Genomic DNA, 16,474 nt, shown 5'->3' with positions numbered 1-16,474 from the left:
GGTAGCGTCTTGTATCGGATTGAAATTCGATGGGGCCGGCCGCGTGCCGCGCGGCCGGCGTTACATCAGCGGGCCCGGATCAAAAGAGCCCGTGCAGTGCCCAGTACAGGCCGGCCGACAGTGCGATCGATGCGGGCAGCGTCAGCACCCATGCGAGCACGAGATTGCGCACCGTGTCCCAGCGCAGGCCCGCGCCGCTCGCCGTCATCGTGCCGGCCACGCCCGACGCGAGCACGTGCGTCGTCGATACCGGCAGCCCGTATGCGTCGGCCATCCCGATCGTCAGCATCGCGACGGCCTCGGCCGACGCGCCCTGCCCGTACGTGAGATGCGACTTGCCGATCTTCTCGCCGACCGTCACGACGATCCGCTTCCAGCCGACCATCGTGCCGAGACCAAGCGCGATCGCGACCGCGACCTTCACCCAGGTTGGGATGAATTTGGTCGCGCGGTCCATCTGCTTCTTGAACGCATCGAGCACGCTCGCGTCCTCGACCGAGAACGCCGGCGCCTTCGCCTTCTCCATCAGGCGGATCGCCTCGGATGCGACGTACATGTTGTTGCGCACGTTGTCGACGAGGTTCTGCGGCACGCTCGAGATGCCGCCGGCCTGCGCGACCTGGTCGGCGATCGTGTCGGTGAGCTTGCCCAGCGCGGGGAGCGTCGCGGGCGTCAGCTTGTGCGTGCGCACGTACGCCTCGACGTCGGCGCGCGGGTCGGCGGACTGCACCGCGGGGTCCGCGTACTTGCCGAGCGTCGTCGACGCGTGGCGCGCGACCGCGACGAACGTGCTCGTCTGGTCCGGCGTCACGGCCTTGTTCAGCGCGTACGCGGTCGGAATCACGCCGATCAGGATCAGCATGATCAGGCCCATGCCCTTCTGCCCGTCGTTCGAACCGTGCGCGAACGACACGCCCGTGCAGGTGAGGATCAGCAGCAGGCGGATCCAGAACGGCGGCGGCTTGTTGCCCTTCGGCTCCTGGTACAGCGCCGGCACGCGCACGAGCGCCTTCAGCAGCAGGAGCACCAGTGCGGACAGCACGAAGCCGATCAGCGGCGAGAACAGCAGCGCCTTGCCGACGCCGAGCGCCTGGTTCCAGTCGACGCCGCTCGTGCCCGACGGGCCGCTGACGATCTGGTTCATCAGGCCGACGCCGATGATCGACCCGACGAGCGTATGCGAGCTCGACGACGGCAACCCGAAATACCAGGTCGCGAGGTTCCACGTGACGGCCGCGATCAGCAGCGAGAACACCATCGCGAAACCCGAGCCGCTGCCGACCTGCAGGATCAGCTCGACGGGCAGCAACTGCAGGATGCCGAACGCGACGGCGCCGCTAGATACGAGCACGCCGAACAGGTTCCAGAGGCCCGACCAGACGACTGCCAGGTGCGGGTCGAGCGAATGCGTGTAGATGACGGTCGCGACCGCGTTCGCGGTGTCGTGGAAGCCGTTCACGAACTCGAAGCCGAGCGCGATCAGCAGCGCCACGACGAGCAGCACAAACGGCAGGACCGAACTTTCCTTGACCGGGCTGAGATCCGCGCTCAGGTGGATCGCGATATAGACGATGCCGCAGGCAATGATCAGAAAAAACAGCGCGAAGCTGAGGGTGCGCGTGCGGTGACTGGCCGCGCCGCTGGTTTCCGTTGCCGCGAGATTCGGCATGAAGGTGGCTCCGGATAGGTGACTCGGTGTCGCAGGCTATCGGGCGGTCGTGACGCAAATGTGACGTGTCACTTACAGGACATTAACAAGTCGTCGCGCGGCATCCGGACGGCCGCCTCGCGGGCTCTCAACTCCCCTGCGCGAATTTGCGGATCGCGGGAATAAAACCGTCGTCGCGCCGGTATGGCACGCGAAGGCGCCGGTTTATTCCAGGACGATCCGGCCGTCCCGTTTCGTCATACGATTGCGAGGCTCCCATGTCTTCATCGAATCCCACCCGCCCGTCGCGCCGCAAGGCCCTGCAATGCATGGCCTTCGGCGGCCTCGGCACGCTGTTTACGCTGTCGGGCGGCATCCTGACGCCGTTCGACCTCGCGCTCGCGCAGGCCGGCGACGCACTCCCGGCCAATGCGGGCCGGCCGCTGTTCGTGCAGATCAGCGACTCGCACATCGGCTTCAACAAGGAAGCCAATCCCGACGTGTCGGCCACGCTGCGGCAGACGATCGACCTCGTGAACCAGATGCCCGCGATGCCCGCGCTGGCCATCCATACCGGCGACATCACGCACCTGTCCAAGCCCGAGGAATTCGACCACGCGTCGCAACTGCTGTCGGCGCTGCGCATACCGGAACTGCACACGGTGCCCGGCGAGCACGACGTCACCGACGGTTCGGGCGCCGAATATTTCGGCCGGTTCGGCAAGGCGTCGGACAACCGCGGTTATTACAGCTTCGATCATGCGGGCGTGCACTTCATCGGCCTCGTCAACGTGATGCATTTCAAGCCGAACGGACTCGGCAGCTTCGGCGACGATCAGCTCGCGTGGCTCGAGCAGGATCTGAAGGGCCGCTCGTCGAGCACGCCGATCGTCGTGTTCTCGCACATGCCGATGTGGACCATCTACGAACCGTGGGGATGGGGCACCGGCGACGCGCCGCAGACGATGGCGCTGCTGCGCCGCTTCGGCTCGGTCACCGTGCTGAACGGGCATATCCACCAGATCGTGTCGAAGGTCGAGGGCAACATCACGTTCCATACCGCACGCTCGACCGCGTTCCCGCAGCCGACGGCCGGCAACGGCCCGGGCCCCGTGCCGCTCACGGTGCCGCGCGACCGGCTGCCGTCGATGCTCGGCTTGACGACCGTCGAATTCGCGGGCCATCCCGCCGCATCGACGCTGCATGACGCGACGCTCGCCTGACCCATACACAAGGAGACCGACATGACCCGTTTCAAGCAACCGACAATCATCGCGGCGCTGATCCTGTGCGCGGCCGCCGCCGGCACCCCGCTCACCGCGTTCGCGCAGGGCCCGGACGGCCCGCTCGTGACGATCCACAATTTCATGTTTTCGCCGATGTCGACCACGATCAAGGCCGGCACGACCATCACGTGGAAGAACCTCGACGGGGAGCCGCACACTGTCGTCAACGACGCCGGCATCTTTCACTCGTCGGCGCTCGACCAGGGCGACACGTACTCGTTCCGCTTCGACAAGCCGGGCGTCTACAAGGTGTTCTGCGGAATTCATCCGTACATGAAGGAGACGATCACCGTCGAATGACGCGGCCTCCCACGAAACGCGCGGACGAACGGCGGGCGGCAGCCGCCTACAATGAGCCCCGTCCCATTCGCCCGCGTGGCAGCCGGAGCCGCCCATGCCCAGGATCGACCTCAGCGCCGTGCCCGAACGCCCGGGCAGCGGTTATCCGAAGCCATTCGACGCGCCGTGCGCACAGCGCATCCGCCAGCGCCTCGGCGATGCCGGCGGGCTGCGCGATTTCGGCGTCAACCTGATGCGCGTGCCGCCGGGCGGCTGGTCGAGCCAGCGCCACTGGCATTCCGACGAAGACGAATTCGTCTACGTGCTCGAAGGCGAACTCGTGATGATCGAGGACGGCGGCGAGACCGTGCTGCGCGCGGGCGACTGCGCGGCGTTTCCGAAAGGCTCGGGCAACGGCCATCACCTCGTCAACCGATCTGATGCGGTCGCCGTCTATCTCGAGGTCGGTTCGCGCTCGCCGGACGACGTGATCACCTGCCCGGACATCGACATGATGAGCCCGAGCCGCGACGGCCGGTTCCTGCACAAGGACGGCACGCCGTACGCAGATACCTGACGCCTGACGCGAATCCTCGCGCGTGTGGCGCGGCGGGCATTGCCGCGCCACCGATCGCCTACACTGAATCGAGCCGTTCCGATCCGACCCACCGTCACACGCAGCGAGGCAAGCCATGACCGCGAGCCAGCCGGCACGAATGGACCTCCCCGGGCAAGTCGTGCTCGTGCTCCAGGGCGGCGGCGCACTGGGTGCGTTCCAGCTCGGCGTCTTTCAGGCGATGGACGAAGCCGGCATCCGGCCCGACTGGGTGGTCGGCACGTCGATCGGCGCGATCAACGCGGCGCTGATCGCCGGCAACCCGCCGGAACAGCGCTACGAGAAGCTGCTGGCGTTCTGGCAGCGCGTGACCGAACGGACCCGTTTCGACGTCCCCGCGCTGCTGCCCGGCTGGGACCGGACGCTGGCCGAGATGATGATCATCGGCGGCGGCATCGCGGGGTTCTTCCAGCCCAATCCGGCGTCGTGGTTCGGGCCGATGGTCCGCCTCGGCGTCGATCGCGCGTCGTATTACCGGATCGCGCCGCTGCGCGACACGCTCGCATCGCTGATCGATCCCGGCCTGCTGAACGCGGGCCACCCGCGCCTGACCGTCAGCGCGGTCAATGCGTGCACGGGTGCGATGCGCTATTTCGATTCGCGCGATACACAGCTGGGGATCGACCACATCATGAGTTCGGGCGCGCTGCCGCCCGCGTTCCCGGCGATCCGGATCGACGGCGAGCCGTACTGGGATGGCGGCGTGTATTCGAATACGCCGGTCGAGGTCGTGCTCGACGACAATCCGCGCCGCAGCTCGATCATCTTCTCGGTGCAGATGTGGAATCCGGCCGGCCCCGAGCCCGAGAGCATCTGGCAGGTGTCGGAACGGCAGAAGGACATCCAGTACGCGAGCCGCACCGACAGTCACATCGCGCGCCAGCAGCAGATTCACCGGTTGCGCCACGTGATCCGCGAACTGGCCCGGCACGTGCCGGAAGCCGAACGCGCGTCGCCGGCCGTGCGCCGGCTCGCCGCGTGGGGATGCGAGACCACGATGCACCTGATCAAGCTCGCGGCGCCGCGACTCGCCGGCGACAATCAGTTGAAGGACATCGATTTCACGCCGGGCGGCATTGCAGCCCGCCGGCAAGCCGGCTACGAGGCCGCTAAACGGGCCATCGCGGCCCGTCCGTGGGACCTGCCGACGGACCCGACGGAAGGCCTGACGGTATTCGACCCGGATGCGCCGGCGGTCGCTGAAAAACCGGCATGATGCGCGGCGCCGCAGCCGTGCGCCGATGAATTTATCTTGCCGATTCCTGCATTTTTCTGATCGATCCAGTGGCGCCGCCGCGGATGGCACACGCTCACTGCCCGGCCGCGCGCACGACCGGCGCCGTGCCGGCGACAACCGGACACGATTGCGGCAACGTCTGGTCGAACAGCACGGCCAGCCCGCAAGCGGAGGTGAACATGCCCAGATTGTCGTGCCCGATGCCCGGCACTTCGACGACCTGCTGCGCAAGACCGGCCGGGTGCCGCTTCTTCAGGTAATCGAAGTACGCGAGCCCGCGCGCGAGCCGGTACGGGCCTTGCGCCATCGCCGCGCACGAGCGGTCGATGAAATGCGTGTACGGGTTCGTGTCGGCCTGGCCGAGCAGGTACACGACGTTGCGCGCGACGTAACGCGTTTCGAGATCGCCCACGTCCTGCGACACGACGTAGGGCGGCGCCGACTTCAAGCCGTATTTCCATTCCGTCGCGCTCGGGCACGCGCCGCCCGCGAGCACCTGGCCGTCCGGCCGTTCGTCGTCGAAATACAGGTAGCTCGACGGATTCGCGACCACGTAGCGCACCGCAAGACCGGCGCGGGCCAGCGCGTCGCCGCCGTGCCCGGCCACCGCGTAGCGCTGCAGCAACTGCGCGCCGGCCGAATGGCCGATCACGACCACCGTCGACAGCGCGGGGTACAGGCTGCGGTCGGCGAAATGCGCGAGCAACGCGTCGAGCGCGGCGAACGAACTGATCGGCCCCGGCTGGCGGGCGGGTTCGCCGCCCTTCCACCCTTCCTGCGTCCACGCGAGCGTTTGGGCCGGCAACGAGAATGCGCGCGTATCGGCGCGCGTCAGGAACTGGGGCGCGACGACCATCGTGCCCTTGCCCGCCGCGCCGGCCTTCTCGACGACCTTGAGCCCGGATGCGTAATACGCGTCCGCATTGCGCAGCGTGCCGTGAATCACGATGAAGACGCGCGTGACGTCGGGCGCGGGCTGGTCGAGCGGATGATCGGCGTAGACGGGCAGCACCGCGCTGCCCTGCGGCGTATCGACGGCCACGCGCTGGTCGGCAACGGCCTTGACCGGCGCTTCGAGACGTTCGCGCTGTGTGGCGGCTTCGGCCGGACGCGTGCCGCCCAGCACGCCGGCCGTGGCACAGGCTACCAAGAGCGGAATGGTGCATGACAGCATGCGGGAGGAGCGAATTCGGGCAAGAGCGACGGAAATGAGCGGCATGGTGGCGGACCTGGTGGCTGGTATGACTTTAACGGCGATGGTCGCAGAATCCGTCGCGCGCTGCCGACCGGTTGCGGAACACGGTTCAGCCGGCCGGTTCGGACACCCGCCCGGCATCGGCGCGGGATGCTCGCCCGTCGCCGCGCGGCGCGTTCGCACCGCCCGCCGGCGGCGGCGAGCCGTCCGTCGCCACGGCGAGCAACGGCCGCTCGGGGTGCACGAACAGCCACAACACCGCGCCGCAGGCGGCCGCGGCGCCGATCACGATCATCCCGCTGCCCCAGTTACCGGTGACCTTGACGACCAGCGCGAGCGTCATCGGGCCCGCGACGTTCGACAGCGCACCCCACACGTTCGTCCAGCCCGACATCACGCCGGCGAACGGCCGCCCGAGATCCTGCGCGGCCGACCACACGACCACCTGCGCGAACCCGACCGCGGCAAACGACAGGCACAGCAGCCCGATGACCGCCGCCATCGCGTCCGCGCGCGACGCCGCGACCAGCGCGAGCGCGCTCACGACGAATCCGGCGATCGCGACCGGCGTGCGCGCCCAGTAGATCGAGCCGGTTTTCCGGAGCAGCCGGTCGCTGACGGTTCCCGCGACGAACACCGCTGCGAACACGGCCACCCACGGCAGCGACGCGTACAGCCCCATCGCCTTCAGCGACAACCCGCGCGCGCGCATCAGGTAGGTCGGCAGCCAGGTCGTGTAGAAGCTCTGGATCAGCACGAGCAGGAAGTACTGAATGCCGAAGATCCAGAAACGCCACAACCGCAGGCAGCGCACGAGCGAGCCCGACTCGGCCGCTTGGCCGGGCGGCTGGTCGGCCGCGATGTAGTCGGCCTCGGCCTGCGTGATGAGCGGGTGCGACGCCGGCGCATCGCGATAGCCGAGCCACCAGATCGCACCGAGCAGCAGGCCGAGCGCGCCGAACCCGTAGAAGACGGCATGCCAGCCGAACCGCACGATGGTCCATGCGGTGAGCGGCGCCGACACGATCGGGCCCAGATACAGCCCCGCGAGCAGCACCGCGTTGCCCTTCGCGCGTTCGCCGGTCGGAAACCAGCGCTTGAGCGCGACGACGCTGCTCGACCAGTCGGCCGACTGCGCGGCGCCGAGCACCAGCCGGCAGCCGAACAGCCAGGCGAACGACCCGCCGAACGGCGTGACGATCATCATCAGCGACCACAGCGTGCTCGTGCCGAACAGCACCTTGCGCGATCCGAAGCGTTCGGCCGCGCGCCCGGCAGGAATCTGGCCGATCGCATAGGCCCAGAAGTAGACCGTCAGGATCATCGACATCTCGACGATCGACAGGCCGAGTTCGCCCTGGATCGTCGGCGCGGCCACGGCCATCGCCGCGCGATCGAGCGTCATCACGAAGGTCAGCGGTGCGACCAGAAAGGCGACGATCTTCCAGCGGAGATGGTTCACGTGGCGCGGCATCGTGCGATTCCCGATTCAGGAGGAGGCGCGGTGCGCGCGGTCAGACGTCACGCCGACCCGGCGCGTCGGCCGTGTCGTGCTGGATCCGCTGCACGATTTCGGCCAGCTCGCCGATATGCGTGTTCACGGCCTGCTTGCCCGCGCGCGTCCATGCGTCGAACGACGTCATGCCGCTCACCGCGCCGACGAACGGCATGCCGGCGCGCTCGGCCGCCTGCGCGTCCACCGCATGATCGCCCACGTAGATTGCCGCGCCGGCCGGCACGCCAAGCCGCGCGAGTGCCAGCACGAGCCCTTCCGGATCCGGCTTGTGACGCTGCACGTCTTCCCCGCCGATCAGCACGTCGACCAGCGCTTGCAATCCGTTCAACGCGAGGATCGCGTCGATCCGGTAACGAAACTTCGACGACACGATCGCGACCGCGAGACCCTGTTCGCGCAGACGCGCGAGCAGCGGCGGGACTTCGGGATAGATGCGGGTGCCGTGCACCATGATCTCGTCAGCGCGCGCCACGAAGTGCCGCGCGAACGCGTCGGCCCGCGCCGGGTCGGTTTCACCGGTCAACGAACGGAACATTTCGTGCAGCGGCAAGCCGATCACGACGCCGATCTGCGCAGGCGTCGCGCCGGCGGCGTCAAGCTGATGCAGCGCGTACTCCGTGCATTCGATGATCGCGGCGGACGAATCCGCCAGCGTCAGATCGAAATCGAATATGACGGCTCGAACAGACATGAAAGGACTCCGCAAACAAAAGTGGCTCACGCGTGACGCATGAACCGGAATGATGCTGCAATGCGCGCCCGCCTGCCGATCGGTCAGCGCTCCTGACCCGATTGCTCGCGATCCGCCGCATCGAAGCCGTCCGGATCGCGCTTTGCCCACTGCCTCGCCCACCCCAGCAACGGCTGAAGCGCCGCTTCCAGCCGGCGGCCTTCGGCGGTCATGCAGTAGCCGCCGTCGCCATGCTCGACCAGGCCCGACGCCTTGAGCTCGGCCAGCCGCGTGTTGAGCAGGCGCGCATTCGATTCGCAGGCCTCCTGTAGCGCGCGGAACGTGAGCGGCTCGCCGCGCAGTTCCCACAGGATGCGCAGCGCGGTGCGCCGCCCGAGCAGATCCAGCACGACCATGATGGGTCGTCCCGTCTTCGATCCGCGAACGCGTTGTCCGATTCTTGGTGTGGTCATGCTTTACTTTTTAAAGCAAGAATCCGGCAGTGTCAATGCGTCGCCGTGATGGCGAAGCGAGGCTTTCCCGTTCGGTTTGTTGCTTTACTTTTTAAAGCACGATGCCTACGCTATCACGCATGCATCGCTCACGCACCGGAGTTCGCATGACTCAGCGTATTGCCAGCGCATCGCCGCCATTCGCGCCCGACATCGCGGCTTCGATCGACCGGATCATGCGGGGGAGGCCACCGTTGCGCCTCTTCACCACGCTGGCGCGCGACGCGCGCCTGTTCACGAAATTCTTTGCGGCGGGCCTGCTGGACAAGGGCCATCTCGACATCCGGCAGCGCGAAATCGTCATCGACCGCACCACCGCGCTTTGTCGATCCGAATACGAATGGGGCGTGCATGTCGCGGTGTTCTCGCAGGCAGCGGGGCTGACCGGCGAGCAGATCGTGTCGCTGGCTCGCGGCTCGGCGCGTGACGCGTGCTGGAGCGACGAAGACCGGCTGCTGATCCGGATGTGCGACACGCTGCATCGACACTGCGATATCGACGATGGCCTGTGGGACGAACTGTGCGAGCACTTCAGCGAAGAGGCGTTGCTCGAACTGCTGATGCTCGCGGGCTTCTACCGGACGGTCAGCTATCTCACGAACGCGCTGCGCCTGCCGCTCGAAGAACATGCCGCACGCTTTCCGGCGTAAGCGACGATGCGAGCGTTTCATTCCTGCGATTTACCGATGGAGGATGTGCCGTGATTACCGAAATTGTCTTCTTCAAGCTGCAACCCGACGTCGATGTCGCCACGCTGCAGGCGCGCTATGAAAGTACCGCGGCGAAATGGGCGCAGAACCCGGACCTGCTGCACAAGTGGTACTTCCACGACGCGGAAACGCACGAAGGCGGCGGCGTGTACGTGTGGCGCACGCGCGAAGCCGCGGCGCGCTGGCACGGCGCCGAGTACAAGGCGATGGTCGAGCGCGTATACGGCCACCCGCCCGTGATACGCGTGCTCGATACGCTCGCGCATGTCGATGCGACACAGGGGCGGTACGAGATCGTCGGCAAGACGGACTGAATTGCCTTCAGGGTATTAAAACCAGACGACAAAGCTCGTGCCCGGCAACAAGCTGCTTACCGTCAGCCGCCATTCATGAGCGAGCGCAATCTCCTTGCAGATGGCCAGCCCGAGGCCTGCGCCGTCGTGCCTGGTATCGGGTGCGCGCCAGAACCGCTTGAAGAGGAACGGAAGGTATTCCTGCCTGATGCCCGGCCCTTCGTCGCGAACCTGAATTGAAACGCTGTCCACTATCAGCGATACAACGCTATTGGGCGGCGAAACGTTGATCGCGTTCTCGACGATATTCTTGAGCAGGATAAACAGCGCCCCCCTGTCTGCCCAGATCGATGCCGGTGCTACGGCAACGTCGAGTCGAATCTCGACGTCCTTCTTGTCAGCCTTCCGTTCCAGATACGACACGACGTCCTGCACCACCTCGGCACAGTTCACCGCCTCGAAGGTGTAGTTCTGCGATTCGCTGACCTCCGCCAGATGCAGCAACTGCCGGACCTGCCGGGCCATCAGGTCGATCTCGCGAAACAGCAATTCCTTGTCGTCGATCCCGGGCTGCAACTCGATCTGACCGCGGATCAACGTGAGGGGCGTCTGCAACTCGTGCGCGGCCGACGCGAGAAACTGCTGCTGCACGGCAAAACCGTTTTCCAGCCGGGAAAGCGCATCGTTGAAGGCATTGATCAGTGGCTTGATTTCGCTCGGGATACCGCGCACCGACAACCGTGTCGTCAGGTTGCGCGGCGTGATCGATGCCGCGGCGTTCGACACGGCCCTTAGAGGCTTGAGTATCCGATACACGGTGATCGTGAGCGTCAGTCCGAAGATGATCGTCGCAACCAGAATCGTCACCTTGACGGTTGCCGGAATCTGCTTGACCCTCACGCCGATCATCACGTCGACAAGGCGTTTGCTCGTCGCGGTCTGCACGTAATACATCGCATCCCCATGCCGGACCGGCAGCGCCACGACGTCGAACGCCTTGCCGCCGATCGTCGCGCCGATCGTCGCTCCCACCTTCTCGCCGGCAGTCCGTGGCCACTCGTCAGGCACCCAAGGGGCGCCATCCCGCGCGCCGTCGGAGGCGAGCAGCACATTGCCCTGCCCGTCGAGCACGCGGTACATGAGCTCCGTGTGCGCCATAGAGAAGAGCCATTCCCGGTTGTCCGACAGCCGGACCGACACGGGACGTCCGGCTGCGTCGAAGACGATCCCGTTTGCGATGTCCGTGACGCCTTCGATCTGTTCATGCCGCCCGAGCGTCTGTTCGGGAAAGTGGTTGAACGCATAGATGACGACGCTGGCCAGCAGGGTCAGACTGAGCGCGAGCACTGCCACGCTGGTCAGCCACAGCCGTGCGGACAGACTTCGGATCCAGTGATCGAACATGATGAGATCGTATGGGTTGGCCGCGAACGAGACGGTCGGCCGGTCAGCGGCTCGGCTGCCGCCGGGACGAATCGACAGGCTCCGGCAAATCCGTCGACGCCGGCGGCAGGTGCAGCGCGAAACCCGCCCCGCGAATATTCACGAGCTGCGCGGCCGTACCGATCGCCGCCAGCTTCTTGCGTAACCGATGTACCGTCACTTCAAGCGCATTGGGCGTCACGGCGTCACCCAAACCCCACGCGGCATGTTCGAGCGTGGCATGCCGAACCGTCGCGCCGGCCGCCTTCGCGAGACAGAGCATGATCTGCAATTCGGCCGGGGCCAGCCGTACCGACCTTGTGCTGCTGCGCATCACACGCTGCCGAGGATCCACCGTGACGTCGGCGAACGACGGCACCAGTTCCTCGAGCGCCGGCGGCCGACGCATCAGCGTGCGCACCCGTGCGACCAGTTCGCTCATCGCAAACGGCTTGGTCACGTAGTCGTCGGCGCCGCTTTCGAGACCGTCGACCCGATCGTGCAGCGCATCGCGAGCCGTCAGCATCAGGCAGGGCGTCATCTGGCCCGCGGCGCGCAATTCGCGCAGCAATGCGAGCCCGCCCCCGTCCGGCAACCCGCGGTCGATGATCAGCACCGCGTAATCGGCACGGCTCACGCCGTAGCGCGCCTCGGAGACGTTCTGAAAGTGATCGGCCTCGATACCCGCTTCCGTCAGCGCCTTGCGCACCATGCCTGCGAGACGCTCGTGGTCTTCGATCAGTGCAATTCGCGACATGATGCAGTGCTCAATTGAATTGATAAAGGTAGCCGATCCTCGCTTGCGGGGTGAACCGCTTCCCCACCAGCGGACTGTCGGTGATGCCGCTTCCCGAACGCGACGCGCCGACGTCGAGAATCACGGCCTGATGACGCGTGAACTTGTAGTCGACGCGCGCGCCCACCGACACGTCGAACGTCGACTTACCCGAATAGGCCGGACGCCCCGCGCGCACTTCCGACGGTCGCACGCCGTAATAGTAGTCGACGTACTTGCTGCTGAGCCACTCGGCGCCGACGTGCGGCTCGATCGAAAATCGACCGTACTCGAACGACTTGCCGAAGTCGATGCTGGCCCTTTCGCCCTTGTTGCCGCCGGCAAGAAAGTCGCCGGAGAGCGTGCCGAATGCGGTACGCCAGGAGAGCGCCGGGCCGTACCAGAACGCGCCGTGGCGGTCCTGCATGCCGTTGAGGATCGGTGCATCGGACTGCTTGTATCCGTCGCCGAGCGCGTACTTGCCGCGCAGCGAGACGCTCACGTCATTCCATTTGCCGATCTTGAGGTCGAGCGACGTACCGAACGCATGCACCCATTTGTTCTCGAAGAAGATCAGCGGAATCGGCGTGAACCGGGTGCCGTAGCCTTTATAGGGCGCCTCCTCGATGCCGGCCCCGGCTCCGAGGCCCCAGCGGGTCACGTTCGTGGCATTGCTCAGCACGGTAAAACCCGAGTCGTCCACACTGGGCGGATCCGCGCTCGCGCCGTCCGCCCAGGCAGCGCCCGAATACAGGCAGGCCGAGGCGACGGCCAGCACGAGCGGGTTTCCGCGGCGAATAATCGTCTTCACAGTCGCTCCTGAAATGGATGAGGCGGGGTCGACTGTAGGTCACGGCGACTTACTCGTTACTTACTCGGAACACCACGGATCACGACAACCCGGGGCCTCGACGTCGCGATGACTGTCGCGTCGCCGCCCCATGACAGTTTCGTAAAGAACCGGTAAGTGCCGGGTAAGTCATGGGCGCCCAACATGAGCCGGGTGTCATCGGGCAGCTGGATCTCATTTCATGAAAGGCAGCATCTCGGAAGCATTGCGTGCACATGTCGTGTTGCTTTCCATCTCGTCGGCAATTGCCATGGTTCCGTGTTTCGGCATAGCCCTGCTGCCGGAACAGTTCGGCGGCGGTACGTTCGAACCATCGTATCGGGCCGGCGTTGTCGTGCTTGCGGCGCTCGTGATGCTGTGGCTGCACTGGTGCGCACGGCGGGCGTTCCGTTCGGCCTTGCAGGCGCGAAAAATCCGGCTCACGCCGACAGGCCCGTTCGCGGCGCTGATCGCCCGTGATTGCCCTCGCGCATGGCTCGTCCAGTTGCATCTCGAACTGCGAGGCCTGCGCTGCGGCGAATGAGGTCGACGGCAGGTATCCGCGGTGTCATCGACCTCCCGGCGCGTCGCAAAGCTGAGCCGCTCTCGCGGAAGATAGCCGCCAATCCGCTCGACTTCGGTGCCAACCGAAACGAGGGCAGGACCACCACCCTATCAACCCCATAGCCAGCAGTGCTTTCCAACATATCGTCAAATCCCGATATAAGATTCGCCCATCGACGATACCCGTCTGCCCGACCGAAACACCTGCTCCATCCATGCCGACCGAACTCGACATCGACGCGATCCTGAAAGCGCTCTCGAACCCCGTGCGCCGGGAGATTCTCGTCTGGCTGAAAACGCCGGGCGAGTACTTCCCGGCACAGACGCTGCCGCACGAACAGGGCGTCTGCGCGGGCCAGATCGACGCGCGCTGCGGGCTGTCGCAGTCGACCGTCTCCGCGCACCTCGCCACGCTGGAGCGCGCGGGGCTCGTCACGTCGACACGGATCGGCCAGTGGGCATTCTTCCGGCGCAACGAGGCCGTCATCGACGCATTTCACGACGCTTTGCGCCGCGATCTCTAATCAACCGGCCGTATCGGCCATGCGGGCCCGCGTTGCACATGACGCGACGGCGCGCCCGCCTTTCGTGAAGAGGTTATCTGCCATGCCCACGCTGTTCGACCCCGTTACCCTCGGCGACCTGACCCTGCCGAACCGCATCGTGATGGCGCCGCTCACCCGCTCCCGCGCGGGCTCGACGCGCGTGCCGAACGCACTGATGGCGCGTTATTACGCCGAGCGCGCATCGGCCGGCCTGATCATTACCGAAGCGACGTCGGTCACGCCGCAGGGTGTCGGCTACGCGGACACGCCCGGCATCTGGTCCGATGAGCAGGTCGAGGGCTGGAAGCGCGTGACGCAGGCCGTGCACGCGGCCGGCGGGCGCATCGTGCTGCAACTGTGGCACGTCGGCCGGATCTCCGATCCGATGTTCCTGAACGGCGACCTGCCGGTCGCGCCGAGCGCGATCGCCGCGGGCGGCAACGTGAGCCTCGTGCGTCCGCAGCGTCCGTTCGTGACGCCGCGCGCGCTCGAGCTCGACGAGATTCCGGGCATCGTCGCCGCGTATCGCAAGGGTGCCGAAAACGCGAAGGCGGCCGGCTTCGACGGCGTCGAGATCCACGGCGCGAACGGCTACCTGCTCGACCAGTTCCTGCAGGACAGCACCAATCGCCGCACCGACGCGTACGGCGGCCCGATCGAGAACCGCGCGCGCCTGCTGCTCGAAGTGGTCGACGCGGCGATCGACGTGTGGGGCGCCGGCCGCGTCGGCGTGCACCTCGCGCCGCGCGGCGACGCGCACACGATGGGCGATTCCGATCCGGCGGCGACGTTCGGTTATGTCGCGCGCGAGCTCGGCCGCCGCAAGATCGCGTTTATCTTCACGCGCGAATCGTATTCGGGCGACCATTTGAGCCCGCGCCTGAAGGAAGCGTTCGGCGGCCCGCTGATCGCGAACGAGCAGTTCACGTTCGACACCGCGCAGGCCGCACTCGCGGACGGCAACGCCGACGCGATCGCCTGGGGCAAGCTGTTCATCGCGAACCCCGACCTGCCGCGCCGCCTCGAACTCGGCGCGCCGCTCAACAAGCCGGTGCCGGAAACGTTCTATGCGGAAGGCGAAACGGGCTACACCGACTACCCGGCGCTGAGCGACGCGGCCTGACGGCCGGGCAGCACGTGTTCAGGCGCGCACGTCCGCGCGCATGAACACGCGCTGCGTTTCGTCGAGCCCGCGCTCGACGTGGTGCGCGCGAATCGCGCGCAGCGTGTCGTCGAGCGCGGCTTCGTCGACGATCCGGAAACCGAGGCGCGCGTAGTACGGCGCATTCCACGGCGCATCGCGGAACGTCGACAGCACGACCTGCGTGATATGTTCCTGCGCCGCGCGCACTATCACCTGTTCGATCAGGCGCGCGCCGATCCGCTGTCCGGCATGCGACGGCGCGACATCCAGTTCCTCCAGATAAAGCCGCTGCGCATCGAGCTGCCGGTAGAACGCAAACCCGACGCACGCGCCGTGCGAGTCGACCGCGACATACGCGCGACCGCCGTCGATGCGCGCGAGCACGTCGGCCGCCTCGGTCGGCTCGGCATCTGCAATATCGGTCATGCCGATCTCGCGAAACCGCTGCGCGGCGGCGACTTCCACGGCGGCCATCGCGGTCGCGTCTTCCCGCGTGGCGGGGCGAATCAGGATCGATGCGGACATGAAGGCAATTCAGGCAGGCAGTCTGGAACGGCCGTCACTATAATCGAAACCTCATACGTTTCGAACGCCCCACCCTCGAGGTCCGTCATGACGTTGTCCGCACTCGCCGTCTTCGCCTTCGCCCTGCTCGTCACCTCCGGCACGCCCGGCCCGAGCGTCGCCGCGCTCGTCTCGCGCGTGCTGACGAACGGCATGCGAGACGTGCTGCCGTTCCTCGCGGCCATGTGGCTCGGCGAAGCGCTGTGGCTCACGCTCGCGGTCGCCGGGCTGTCCGCGTTCACGCGCACGTTCGCGGCGGGCCTGATCGTGCTGAAGCTGCTCGGCGTCGCGTACCTGCTGTTCCTCGCTTGGAAGATGTGGACCGCGCCGACCGACACGCGTGCGGACGACCTGCCGCGCGGCCAGTCGCCGTGGCGCATGTTCGTCGCCGGCATGCTGGTGACGCTCGGCAATCCGAAGATCATGGTGTTCTATCTTGCGCTGCTGCCGACCATCGTCGACCTCACGCACGTCGGCGTGACGGCCTGGGCCGAGCTGGTCGGCACGATGCTCGCGATCCTGATCGCCACCGACTGCGTCTGGTCGCTGCTTGCGTCGCGGGCACGGGCTTTCCTGACGTCGGCGCGCGCGAAGCGGATCGCGAACCGCACGAGCGCGACCGCGATGGCCGGTGCGGCGGTGGCGATCGCGACGCGCTGAGCAGTACGT

At 66.5% G+C, this 16,474-nt stretch carries 19 protein-coding genes; 10 read left to right on the top strand and 9 right to left on the bottom strand.

What is annotated here, in order from left to right; all coding sequences use genetic code 11:
• Positions 1-79: 79 nt before the first annotated feature.
• Complete coding sequence (locus H3H55_RS21895) at positions 80-1,669, bottom strand: inorganic phosphate transporter (RefSeq protein WP_193100181.1); 1,590 nt, start codon at positions 1,667-1,669, stop codon at positions 80-82.
• A gap of 257 nt (positions 1,670-1,926) precedes the next feature.
• Here H3H55_RS21895 and H3H55_RS21890 point away from each other — a divergent pair, with 257 nt between their 5' ends.
• The 4 genes from H3H55_RS21890 (at position 1,927) to H3H55_RS21875 (ending at position 5,045) form a co-directional block, all read left to right on the top strand.
• Entirely contained in the window at positions 1,927-2,871 is a 945-nt protein-coding gene (locus tag H3H55_RS21890) for a metallophosphoesterase family protein (RefSeq protein WP_193100180.1), read from the top strand.
• A gap of 21 nt (positions 2,872-2,892) precedes the next feature.
• Positions 2,893-3,234, top strand: a complete 342-nt coding sequence (locus H3H55_RS21885) for a plastocyanin/azurin family copper-binding protein (protein ID WP_193100179.1) — start codon at positions 2,893-2,895, stop codon at positions 3,232-3,234.
• A gap of 94 nt (positions 3,235-3,328) precedes the next feature.
• Positions 3,329-3,790 (top strand): cupin domain-containing protein, encoded by a 462-nt coding sequence (locus tag H3H55_RS21880; RefSeq protein WP_193100178.1) that lies wholly within the window; start codon positions 3,329-3,331, stop codon positions 3,788-3,790.
• A 115-nt stretch (positions 3,791-3,905) separates the two neighbouring features.
• A complete protein-coding gene (locus H3H55_RS21875; RefSeq protein WP_193100177.1) occupies positions 3,906-5,045 on the top strand; it encodes a patatin-like phospholipase family protein in 1,140 nt (379 codons plus the stop codon).
• 94 nt (positions 5,046-5,139) lie between these two features.
• On the opposite strand, the gene H3H55_RS21870 is transcribed toward H3H55_RS21875, so the two are convergent.
• The 4 genes from H3H55_RS21870 to H3H55_RS21855 all read right to left on the bottom strand — a co-directional run bounded on the left by H3H55_RS21870 (position 5,140) and on the right by H3H55_RS21855 (position 8,863).
• A complete protein-coding gene (locus H3H55_RS21870) occupies positions 5,140-6,285 on the bottom strand; it encodes an alpha/beta fold hydrolase (protein ID WP_193100176.1) in 1,146 nt (381 codons plus the stop codon).
• Positions 6,286-6,370: 85 nt separating this feature from the next.
• Complete coding sequence (locus H3H55_RS21865; protein ID WP_193100175.1) at positions 6,371-7,723, bottom strand: MFS transporter; 1,353 nt, start codon at positions 7,721-7,723, stop codon at positions 6,371-6,373.
• 52 nt (positions 7,724-7,775) lie between these two features.
• Positions 7,776-8,468: an HAD family hydrolase gene (locus tag H3H55_RS21860; RefSeq protein ID WP_193100174.1), complete on the bottom strand. Its 693-nt coding sequence runs from the start codon at positions 8,466-8,468 to the stop codon at positions 7,776-7,778.
• A gap of 83 nt (positions 8,469-8,551) precedes the next feature.
• Positions 8,552-8,863: a winged helix-turn-helix transcriptional regulator gene (locus H3H55_RS21855; RefSeq protein ID WP_226800341.1), complete on the bottom strand. Its 312-nt coding sequence runs from the start codon at positions 8,861-8,863 to the stop codon at positions 8,552-8,554.
• 203 nt (positions 8,864-9,066) lie between these two features.
• On the opposite strand from H3H55_RS21855, the gene H3H55_RS21850 reads away from it, so the two are divergent.
• A complete protein-coding gene (locus tag H3H55_RS21850; RefSeq protein WP_193100172.1) occupies positions 9,067-9,609 on the top strand; it encodes a carboxymuconolactone decarboxylase family protein in 543 nt (180 codons plus the stop codon).
• Positions 9,610-9,659: 50 nt separating this feature from the next.
• On the top strand, positions 9,660-9,983 hold the full coding sequence (locus H3H55_RS21845) for a YdhR family protein (RefSeq protein WP_053077668.1): 324 nt from the start codon (positions 9,660-9,662) through the stop codon (positions 9,981-9,983).
• A gap of 15 nt (positions 9,984-9,998) precedes the next feature.
• On the opposite strand, the gene H3H55_RS21840 is transcribed toward H3H55_RS21845, so the two are convergent.
• Genes H3H55_RS21840 through H3H55_RS21830 form a run of 3 tightly spaced genes read right to left on the bottom strand, consistent with a single transcriptional unit; the run spans position 9,999 to position 12,970 of the window.
• Positions 9,999-11,366 (bottom strand): sensor histidine kinase, encoded by a 1,368-nt coding sequence (locus tag H3H55_RS21840; RefSeq protein ID WP_193100171.1) that lies wholly within the window; start codon positions 11,364-11,366, stop codon positions 9,999-10,001.
• A gap of 43 nt (positions 11,367-11,409) precedes the next feature.
• Positions 11,410-12,141 carry a response regulator transcription factor gene (locus tag H3H55_RS21835; RefSeq protein ID WP_193100170.1) on the bottom strand — a complete coding sequence of 244 codons (732 nt, stop codon included), beginning with the start codon at positions 12,139-12,141 and terminating at the stop codon, positions 11,410-11,412.
• Between the two features lie 10 nt (positions 12,142-12,151).
• Entirely contained in the window at positions 12,152-12,970 is an 819-nt protein-coding gene (locus tag H3H55_RS21830; RefSeq protein ID WP_193100169.1) for a MipA/OmpV family protein, read from the bottom strand.
• Positions 12,971-13,190: 220 nt separating this feature from the next.
• Here H3H55_RS21830 and H3H55_RS21825 point away from each other — a divergent pair, with 220 nt between their 5' ends.
• The 3 genes from H3H55_RS21825 (at position 13,191) to H3H55_RS21815 (ending at position 15,220) form a co-directional block, all read left to right on the top strand.
• Entirely contained in the window at positions 13,191-13,532 is a 342-nt protein-coding gene (locus tag H3H55_RS21825) for a hypothetical protein (protein ID WP_193100168.1), read from the top strand.
• A gap of 235 nt (positions 13,533-13,767) precedes the next feature.
• Positions 13,768-14,076, top strand: a complete 309-nt coding sequence (locus H3H55_RS21820; protein ID WP_129515308.1) for an ArsR/SmtB family transcription factor — start codon at positions 13,768-13,770, stop codon at positions 14,074-14,076.
• Positions 14,077-14,158: 82 nt separating this feature from the next.
• The gene (locus H3H55_RS21815) at positions 14,159-15,220 is read left to right on the top strand and encodes an alkene reductase (protein ID WP_193100167.1); all 1,062 of its coding nucleotides are present in this window, start codon (positions 14,159-14,161) and stop codon (positions 15,218-15,220) included.
• Between the two features lie 18 nt (positions 15,221-15,238).
• Here H3H55_RS21815 and H3H55_RS21810 read toward each other — a convergent pair whose 3' ends face one another.
• Positions 15,239-15,766, bottom strand: coding sequence for a GNAT family N-acetyltransferase (locus H3H55_RS21810; protein WP_193100166.1), 528 nt, complete (start codon positions 15,764-15,766; stop codon positions 15,239-15,241).
• Positions 15,767-15,853: 87 nt separating this feature from the next.
• Between H3H55_RS21810 and H3H55_RS21805 the strand changes: the two genes are divergently transcribed.
• Entirely contained in the window at positions 15,854-16,465 is a 612-nt protein-coding gene (locus H3H55_RS21805) for a LysE family translocator (protein WP_193100165.1), read from the top strand.
• Positions 16,466-16,474 lie beyond the last annotated feature (9 nt).

Source organism: Burkholderia sp. Z1 (assembly GCF_014893795.1).
In the GTDB taxonomy this organism is placed as follows: Bacteria; Pseudomonadota; Gammaproteobacteria; order Burkholderiales; family Burkholderiaceae; genus Burkholderia; species Burkholderia theae.
Note: the sequence above shows the minus strand (reverse complement) of the source record. Positions and strands in the feature narration are given on the sequence as shown.